7 protein-coding genes and 2 pseudogenes are annotated in these 8901 nt (G+C 43.4%); all 9 read right to left on the bottom strand.

The genetic code is table 11. The features are described 5' to 3' along the window. Positions 1-552: 552 nt before the first annotated feature. Positions 553-1221 carry a hypothetical protein gene (locus EDI28_RS25140; protein ID WP_128786604.1) on the bottom strand — a complete coding sequence of 223 codons (669 nt, stop codon included), beginning with the start codon at positions 1219-1221 and terminating at the stop codon, positions 553-555. Positions 1222-1403: 182 nt separating this feature from the next. Further along, positions 1404-2000 carry a hypothetical protein gene (locus tag EDI28_RS25135; RefSeq protein ID WP_128786603.1) on the bottom strand — a complete coding sequence of 199 codons (597 nt, stop codon included), beginning with the start codon at positions 1998-2000 and terminating at the stop codon, positions 1404-1406. After that, positions 1984-2331 (bottom strand): hypothetical protein, encoded by a 348-nt coding sequence (locus tag EDI28_RS25130; RefSeq protein ID WP_128786602.1) that lies wholly within the window; start codon positions 2329-2331, stop codon positions 1984-1986. The genes EDI28_RS25135 and EDI28_RS25130 overlap by 17 nt, the downstream gene beginning before the upstream one ends. 269 nt (positions 2332-2600) lie before the next feature. Beyond that, a complete protein-coding gene (locus EDI28_RS25125) occupies positions 2601-4796 on the bottom strand; it encodes an ATP-dependent DNA helicase (protein ID WP_128786601.1) in 2196 nt (731 codons plus the stop codon). Next, on the bottom strand, positions 4793-5242 hold the full coding sequence (locus EDI28_RS25120; protein ID WP_128786600.1) for a VPA1267 family protein: 450 nt from the start codon (positions 5240-5242) through the stop codon (positions 4793-4795). Before EDI28_RS25120 ends, EDI28_RS25125 begins: the two co-directional genes overlap by 4 nt. An 8-nt stretch (positions 5243-5250) precedes the next feature. Then, entirely contained in the window at positions 5251-5658 is a 408-nt protein-coding gene (locus tag EDI28_RS25115; RefSeq protein ID WP_128786599.1) for a hypothetical protein, read from the bottom strand. Next, a complete protein-coding gene (locus EDI28_RS25110) occupies positions 5658-7919 on the bottom strand; it encodes an integrase (RefSeq protein WP_128786598.1) in 2262 nt (753 codons plus the stop codon). Before EDI28_RS25110 ends, EDI28_RS25115 begins: the two co-directional genes overlap by 1 nt. Then, positions 7912-8763 (bottom strand): annotated as a pseudogene (locus tag EDI28_RS25105) (site-specific integrase); the annotation flags it as partial. The gene EDI28_RS25110 and the pseudogene EDI28_RS25105, both read right to left, overlap by 8 nt. 12 nt (positions 8764-8775) lie before the next feature. After that, positions 8776-8901, bottom strand: a pseudogene (locus tag EDI28_RS25100) (IS3 family transposase); the annotation flags it as partial.

Here is an 8901-nt window from a genome sequence, read left to right as displayed (position 1 = left end):
CATGTGATGAACTCCTGTAATCGCCCATGTTTGTTGTTTCCTCTTACTTGTGGTGAATAAGAGGCTTACTTCTAACATGGGCACTCCTTCGGGCAATAGCCCACAGGAACAATCACCACCGCTCAAAGCGGTGGTTTAGAGGTGACAATAAAAAAGCAGCGATATGCGCTGCTTTTCTCTGACATCTCAATTTACTTGTCTGTTTTCCGATTTAGAACGGTTATGACGACCTTACTGACTGACCGACCGACCACATCCCTTTAAATACAAGGCACAAGCTCTACCAATTACTGAAATTGTAAAGATTTCTGTAAAAACTCACTACATAACCCTTCGAAAGTTTACAAAAGTGAAAATACAGCTTTAGCTAATGGTATCAAATTTCGCTATCAAAAGTTGATACCGCCATTAACCAAACGACATGCCTTAAAACACGGACTCATCTATCCTTAAAACACAAAAATAGACAAAAGCTTCTTAGGGCGCTTAGTGAAACCGAAACTAATCGAATTAGTCCAAGTATCCAAAAAGTTGTCTTCAACTTGAGGATAGTCACTTGCCTTCATTAACCAGTTCTGGTGTATTAGTAGGTAATAATGTACCTCCAGAATCTTCTAAGTACTTAATGTACAAGGGATATAGCTCTTTCTTATAAAACGTGTAATAAAGAGAGCTATCAAATCGGTTGTCGTTTTTACCCCATTTTCGTACGAGATCTTCTGGGGACGGTATTAATGTACGTTCTGTCCCGTATAAATACCGTGCATCAGAGTACATTGTTGTCCCTACCAAGTACTTCCTTACTTCACTCTCAATGATTAGAGGCAAATCTTGGTCAGCTTCTGGATGGAGAACATTTTGGTACTTCATGTACAACTCACAGTATTCAACAAACTTTTTAGCATGACGCAATGCTAATTCTTCGGGTGAATCGAGCATGATGCTGAATTGGTTCATGTGTGCTTTGAAGGAGTCTTTTGCCAGAACCTCTAGCTCGCTAATTAGTTGCTCTGCTTTCTGGTTTTCCTGTTGCATCTTCACAACATAGCCTTTGAAAGATAATTCTGTGATTTTTCCTTGGAACCACACAACAAAGCCCACAACAACGCTGACTGTAAAGAAAAGTACAAAGTCGGTGCCAGTTAACTTATCTAATAAGAGGAGTAATACATTTAAAACAAGTAATAAAGTTACAATAACAATACTGAGCAAAAATCGCATAGCTACACCTCAAGTATCTGACTAATATACTATCTATAACTTTTGAACTTGTTTTAACATATAAGCGACTTGGATTCATCTGCCAGTTCTGGTCATGTTGTGCTACGAGGACAGGTAGATTATAGCCTGACTAATCTACCTGACTTTCTACAATGACTACAAAGCTTCAGCATCTAAGAAGTCTACTCACCCTCTTCCTCAGGTTTAGCACTTTCGCTCTGAGTTGAGTCTGTTGATGTTGACTCATCCAATGCTGCGCTAGGAGCCATTTCATGCGCCCCTGCAAGGCTATTTATCTGTAGGTTACTTGTGTTTTCGATTTTGTTAGAGATGGTTTGTTCAGTATTTTTGTCTTTATCGGTCATAAAGTTTCCTTTTACTTCGTATGAATCCACAGCAGAAAAAAGGCCAACGAGCAAAGTGAATGCAACACCAATAACAAAAGCCCCGCTACTAATTTTATCCAAGCACTCCAATTTAGTACTTTGGTTTTTGGCTTTTTTCGATTGAGTGACGATTGATTTCAGGTATTCCGCATTTTTGTCTAACACCACAAGGACACAAACAATGCAGGTTAAAAACGCTACAAGAGCGATACAATAGGCAACTCCAGCTTTGATATCATGTATGCCAACTGTAGTAGCCAAGGTTACCAATAGCGCTAGTGCAGCGGATGATAATGATAGAAGGTGTTTATCTTTTTCAAGCTTAGTCGTGTACCAAGCAGACAAGCTCTCTGAATAGTACGCGACTTCCTTCGCTTCACCAATATCGCTCACTGTCTAACTTCTCTTTAAATTCATTTCCATTTAGTAGGCCATCGAGTACATAACTAAGCGCCAAAGCACATCTTTGATTTGGTATAAACCCTTCAATAGAAGACGATACTGATTGCACAAAATCCTCTGAGTGGTAATGGTGCTCCCAGAGAACTACACCTTCAAGGTCTTGTCTTTTCCCATATTCCCCGTTAAAAATCAGAACATGTTTTGATTTTTGATCGTTAACAACTCTAATCAGAAATGAATCTTGGAATATATTCATTTTCATCAGAATACTATCGTCACTCAATCGTTCAAGATGATACCCGCCAGTAAGAGTAATTCCCATATGACCACCTAATCAGTTTATGTCGGCACCATTATGCAATCAATCGCACCTTTACGCAAAAACACTGGCATTAATTCTTGTATGCAAATTGCTAAGGACGGAATATGCTTCGACTATAGTTCGAACTCATTTTGGGAAAAATTCATCAACGAGTGATGAACCCTAGTGAACTTGATGTTTCAGTCCAAGCTGTAGACACTTGCCAACATTAAATCGTCTCGCAAGCTCGCTTGATTCAACGCCGACAAGCGCCCGAATAAAAAAATCTTTTAAGCGGCTTCCGCATTTAGCATCGCCATTTCCAGAAGAAGCAGTTCTCGAAGGTAAGTATTTCGTTTATCTGCTTCACTTAACCGCCCAATAGAACCAGCAAAATCTTTGAAGCTGCCAACTAGCTCAATCTTAACTTCTGCCCTAGTTAGTGCTGTGTATATCCACGCATTATCAAGCATCCTACTGTTTGTTACAGGAATTATCACTCGTTTGAACTGGCTCCCTTGAGCCTTATGAAGTGATATGGAGTAGGCTCCACGAATAGAGTCAATCAAATCAATGGTAAGTGGTATCACTTCGCCCGTGTCGATTTGCACATCAGCAAAGCTAATCTCGCCATCTTCGACTTCAACCTTTGGTGCACCAACATTCATCAAAGTCCCTAGAGTGCCGTTTTGCACCCCTCGTTCCCAGTTGTTTTGTACAAAGATGATCGGGTCATACTCACGAAGATCGAGGTAATTTTTTGCGCCGTTAAAATCAAAGCGAAGCTTTTTACCATGTGGATTACAGGCGGCTTGGCAGAGTTCGTTAATAACATCAATGCCACCATTACCACCGTACTTAGCCGATATAATTTGGGTGTCTTGTGGTTGCTGTTTGTAAAGCTGAGTAACCCGCTCATTGATATCCTTTGCTAAGCACGTATGAAACACAATATTGCCATTAAACATGCTTGCTTCAGGCACCTGCTTATCCACAATCAGCCTTGTAAACTCGGGGATGCCCGTGCTTCCCTTTTGGCGCTTAACAACGTCCAAGGTTACTGTTGGAATAGCTTCGACCGCTTCATGCAACACGAGACCTGCCGAAATAGGTGCAAGCTGTTTGGGGTCGCCCACCAACAAGAATCTTACTCTGCCTTTCGTTAAGTTCACCAACTTAAACATGGTCGCTAAATCAACCATAGATGCTTCATCAATAACTATTAACGTCCTATCCCCTAGTGGCTCTTTCTCAACATTCTTGATAAAGCCAGTGATAGTTTGGGCAGGAAAGCTCGTAGCCTCAGTAATACGCTTAGCTGCTCGCCCACTCAGTGCCATCGCTCTGATATCAGTCCCAAGTGCTTGATAAGCCCTTAATACAACATTTAAAACCGTGGTTTTACCTGTACCAGCACCGCCTGCAATGATTGAGATGCCGTGTGCTAATGCACTTTTCACTGCTTCATCTTGCTTCTGGGTTAGCGGAAATGTAAGTGTTGATAGCGCTGTATTTAGTGCCTGGTCATAGTGCGAACTCCAAACCTTTCTCATAGCCAATTTAGCGAAACGCTTAGCAACCACCTGCTCCATAATCCACTGTCCAACAGCGTGATAGTTGCCTTTTTCACTCAAAATAAAAGCAGTGTTTTCGTATCCTGCTTTAAGTGCCTCGACAGCAAGCTCGCGGGAGCCTAATAGTGTTTCCACCAATGGCATTAATTGCTCATGTTTGGATACAGTGTGCCCATCCATCATCCGTGCTTGCAAAGCTTGTTCGACAGCCCCGCGAAGCCGTATGTATGCATTGGGCTGTACGGCAAAATTAGTCATCGCAAGCTTATCGACTTCGGCAAACTTAAGGCCAAAGCAAATAAGACGATAAGGGTCATCTTCAATGGCTTTAACCGCATCAGCCTTATGGTGTTTAATAATGATGCGAGCGATACCAGATGGAATGTCGTGCTTATCGAACCAAGCAATTTGCTTTAAGTTCTCATAGCGTTCCCATCCCGCAACAAGCCCATTTGCAACCTTATCAGTCACACCTTTGACGTGCTTCAGGCGCTCAACATCTTTGTTTTCAAGAAGGTCATATACTTCCTTCTTGAACTTAAACCAAATACGCCGCGCTAAACGTTCTCCAACGCCTGCGAATGCAGAATCCGACTGTATATACCGTGTAAACAAGTTTTCTGTCTCAGGGACAATTACACGCGCCTTTTTAGCATTAATAAAAACCTCAGTGAGTCGAGCTTCCCCTCGTGTAACCGTCCGCACGGTAATGCTTTCAGCTGTCACTTTCCAGAGTTGACCAACAGCAGGTGTCATCGGCAACAGGACATCTGACACCTTAACAACGTAGTATTTACGTGCGGAAAGGTTATCGCCGTCACCATTAACAGCAACGGCTCGGAATACCTGTGAATCCTCGGTTTCATGTCCCGCCGAAGTTACTCTGAGTAGAATGCGAGCATCGACCTTCATCGAAGCATTACCCCTGAACCACTTAGCACCTCGGAAAGTTCCGTGTATTGTTCCAGCTTACTTCTGAGCCTTTCAATTTCAGCATCTTTATTCAGACACTTAGTATTTAGACGCTCGACTTCAGCTTTTAGGCGCTTCAGCTCGTTACCTGACTGGTCATAAAGCTTCTCCACACCAGAATCTTGCTGTTCCTTAGCACCTTCTGCCAAAGGTGCTAGAACACCTTTACTACGTAAGTCCCCCTCCAAAGCCAAAAGGGCAGCTTTAACTAATTCATTGTCATTTATCGTACTTCGAGCAATACCAGCCCCTTTAGCTACTTCGCCTCGATTTAGCTTGGCACCACGACCAATTGCCACAAAATCAGCATCGGAAAGAGAAGCAGCCCACGCCTCAAATTTATCCAAGCTCTCTTGAGCTTGTGAGGTATCTTTTTCCTTAGCCATGCCTTCCCCTACTGGTTATCTTTGCTCGGTAAAGCTTCTGATAGTTGTTCAGGCGTTACCCCAAAACGGTGAGCGTTGTAAAGCCACACTTGAAACTGCTCCAATAGTTGCTGATTCTCTCGCTTCAATCGCTCTATTTCTCGTTGCTGCTTTTCTAATCGCTCAGCGGCTACTTTCAGGCTTGGTGGCAATTTAGGCTTATTTGAAGGCACCTTACCCGATACAAGCGTCTTTACTTCCTGAAACGCAGTCTTGATCCTGGCCTGTTTTTGCAATGTCTGCCGTGTTGTCTTGAACTTATGCTCATGTTCAACTGCCTCAACGAGCCTATCCCATGAAAGCTTGGAGTCAGTAGGCCAATCATCCAAGATTTCAACAACGTTTGATATGTCTTTATCAGTCAAATGCTTAGCCATTAACCTTCTTCCTCCATCATGTAATCAAGCTCATCCAAATCATCTAGGTCATCAAAAACACTATCATCCATTTCTGGTAACTCGACGTCCGCTTTTCCGATAAGCGCTTCGACCGAAACAGATTGAACACGTTTGAAATTGACTATTTCAGGCAAACGCTTTTTGCCATTAGCTTCCAATGCTCTATCCAACTGCGTGACATCTTCCACATTGGCAAGCTTGATCAAAGCACCATCTTCGATATTTGGGTCTTCCATCATTTCCAGCAGTTGCTCACAGCGCTCTGTTGTTAGTTTTCGACGCTGATACCATTGCTCGGCCCCCTGAACACCGTCATCAACCGCTTTTTTATCTTGCTTCAGGAGTTTTTTCTCACGAGCCAATCGCTGGCGTATACGCTCGCATTTACCATCATCACCCTTGGTGCAAACGTGCTCATTGCAGTTAACGCAATCCCTGTACTTGGTGCAAGGTTCGCTTAAATACGAGGTCACACACATACCAAATTCGGTCGTGTGGGCTGTTAGGGATGCCTTAGTGTTTAACTCTTGAATCGTTCGAGGGGTAGCAACCTGAATTTGAATTTGTGTGGTAGACGCTTTTTCTTGAGTTGCAAGTTCATTTTCACGATCTTCTATGAAGTCCGCACCGTATTCTTCAGGTGTTGTATGGTTATAGTAACGATTGTGCTTCGGGTCAGAACGTTGTGCCCACTTCGCTCGCATTTCCCCGTCCATACCATTCACCGCAGCCATGGTGTCTAGCATGTGGCGTAACTGGTGCGACGTTAATACTAAGTCTCCGCATCCCCAACGTTGAAATACAGACAACGTATTTTGAAGTGATTTATCCGTTGTTCTACTCTTTTTCTTAGTGGGCGCTAAGTCTTCGTTTAGCGTATTAATAGTCGGCATCACCAACTCGGTTTGACACGTTGATTTTTGTGCTGCTAATGCGTTTGCGAAGCCTGCATACAATGCATCAGACCATTTGAGTTTGACCTTCCCTTCCCCCTTTTTAAAAGGAATAAATGGGAAACCCTCAGGTAAATCACGGCGAACAATTTTGTTCAAATCTCGAAGGCTCACCACATAATCTTTACGTTCAATACCTTTTCGCTTTAGCAGTGGATTTCTGCGTGAATCCTTTTTTTTCTTTGTATCGTAGGCAGATAAATCCATCCCAAGTGCCAAGGCTGCCTCATCCATCGTTAATGGCTTATCTTCAGGCACATCAGGACAAAGAGGATGGCGAGGAAAGTCAGGCGATTCTTCCAACATTTTCGCAAAGGCACGAGCTTCAGCAGACTGCGCCTTAAGCCGCTCAACCGCAGTCATAACAGAATCAATCATAACCGTAGGCAACCATTTATTTTCATGCCCATAGCTTTTACCTGAATACCAACGAAGTCCCTTAAGCGTGATTTCATCGTCATAGTTGAACCTTGAAGGTGTATCGTCACTGCCGTCACTAGGTTGCTTTTGCAAAAGCAGCTCAATATCTTCTTTCGCCAGCCCTAATTCCATGGCTCGATTGGCTTTCATTTTCTCTGAGTGCAAGCAGTCAGCACGTAAATACAAAGGCTCAGAGCCACGGGCAGGCGCACTAAACAGCAAAGTCATTGTTGATGTGGTAAATACATCACGAGGACTTAAGTCTTCCGTTTTTGCAGCCGATATTTTAGCAAGTGCCATGAGTGCATTCTCATCGGGCATTTTCTTTTGCCTATGCTCATCAGCCTCATCACCTGTTGCATTATCTGCGGGCTTCTTTATTGGACTTTTCCAAGTGAACGGACTCACCATTTTATTCTCAATCAGAAACTTCAGCAGATTATTAAGTCCTCTACCTGCCTGGTATGCAGCTCCCGCACCAATCGATTCCCTAGCAATTTTCGCAGCCTGATCGAAGTCGCCAATAGTTAACTTGGTAATGTCTACGAAGCCATATTGTTTAACACATACAACGTTTATTGCTTTCAGCGCATAAAACTTTACGCTTAATCCCGCTTTAGTACTCTTACCGTAAACAACATATGCTTTGGCGAACGGCAGTAGTGATGCATCAAAGACATTAGCAGGATCTCGATCCTGATTGGATACACCAAAATTTGTGAAATTCCCCACACCCGCCCAGTAGTTGCTATCGTAATCGTACTTATCATTCAATGGCGGCAACTTGCGAGACTGCTCAATGAATTCTTGCAAGTTTTTTTCATGCTCCAGCTCGTGCTGAGGAGTGAATGTAAAAACATTAGACATTATTTTGCTCCTGACACAGCTTGATAACTTGGCATACCGCAACAATTGCACGGTCATTAATAGTTACGACTGCCATATCGCCATCGGTGTCTGCTTTTAATCGCTCACGTTCTTCCATTAACCATTGCAAAACAAGGTGATGTGGTGCATTCGCCCACGGTCTAAACTTTGGACATAAATAACATGCAATAGGGGCATAATCTTGGCAAAAGGCACTTGTTCCACACGACCCAACATCACAATCTTTTTCCCGTAACGGAATACGGGTAGCACCTGCGTTTTCCTCGTTTGCCTCGTCCTCATCCTTCACTAGCTTTCCAGCGAAAGCGGCAGCGTAACGAGCCAAAGGCTGATTCATAATCTTAGATATTTCAATTGCGAACTCTGGAACATTAGCGACATACACACCTACATTTTGGGTATCTGAATGATCCAGAAGCGTAGCAATGGTGAGTGTCCCAGCCCCTTCAATGGCAGCACGGGTGCCCAGCGTGTATCGAAAGCGATATGGATTAACGTGAATGAGTTCACCAGTACGCTCGGAAACCACTTTAAGCTGATTTGTTGCGGTAACAAGCCTTCCGCTAAGTGCTGAACTTGAAATATGCGCAAGTTCAGATTTAAGGAAATCAAGGAAGTCTTCGCCAGACAAGGTTTTCATGGTGTCGATTGCATTGCTGGTCACAAACAACGGCAATTCACTTTGCTCCACAGGAGTCAGCTTACGCTCTAACTGAGCTTCCACATCTGCAATGGATTCTTTTATGTGTTGCTCGATGACTTGCCCAACAGATTTCACCAAACCAAAAGGTTTGAACTGGGTACGAAAACGACCGCCACGCTGCTTATGAAGTGGTCAAGTAAAACTGGCCACGGTTTTATGGGTGAGCCAGAAGCGGCGCTCTGACTCGTTCGGTGTTAGCCCACCATTGTATTGATGTGGCCTGACTTGGCTGTAGTATCCGGTAATGTAATTGATTAT

This window comes from Photobacterium chitinilyticum (genome assembly GCF_004104355.1).
In the GTDB taxonomy this organism is placed as follows: domain Bacteria; phylum Pseudomonadota; class Gammaproteobacteria; order Enterobacterales; family Vibrionaceae; genus Photobacterium; species Photobacterium chitinilyticum.
The sequence above is the reverse complement of the archived record's forward strand: the minus strand, read 5'-3'. Positions and strand labels throughout refer to the sequence as shown.

What these genes read in the sequence shown, in the direction of transcription:
- EDI28_RS25140 (WP_128786604.1), bottom strand. Translation starts at nt 1,221, where the DNA reads ATGCGATTTTTGCTCAGTATTGTTATTGTAACTTTATTACTTGTTTTA.
- EDI28_RS25130 (WP_128786602.1), bottom strand. Translation starts at nt 2,331, where the DNA reads ATGGGAATTACTCTTACTGGCGGGTATCATCTTGAACGATTGAGTGAC.
- EDI28_RS25120 (WP_128786600.1), bottom strand. Translation starts at nt 5,242, where the DNA reads ATGGCTAAGGAAAAAGATACCTCACAAGCTCAAGAGAGCTTGGATAAA.
- EDI28_RS25125 (WP_128786601.1), bottom strand. Translation starts at nt 4,796, where the DNA reads ATGAAGGTCGATGCTCGCATTCTACTCAGAGTAACTTCGGCGGGACAT.
- EDI28_RS25110 (WP_128786598.1), bottom strand. Translation starts at nt 7,919, where the DNA reads ATGTCTAATGTTTTTACATTCACTCCTCAGCACGAGCTGGAGCATGAA.
- EDI28_RS25115 (WP_128786599.1), bottom strand. Translation starts at nt 5,658, where the DNA reads ATGGCTAAGCATTTGACTGATAAAGACATATCAAACGTTGTTGAAATC.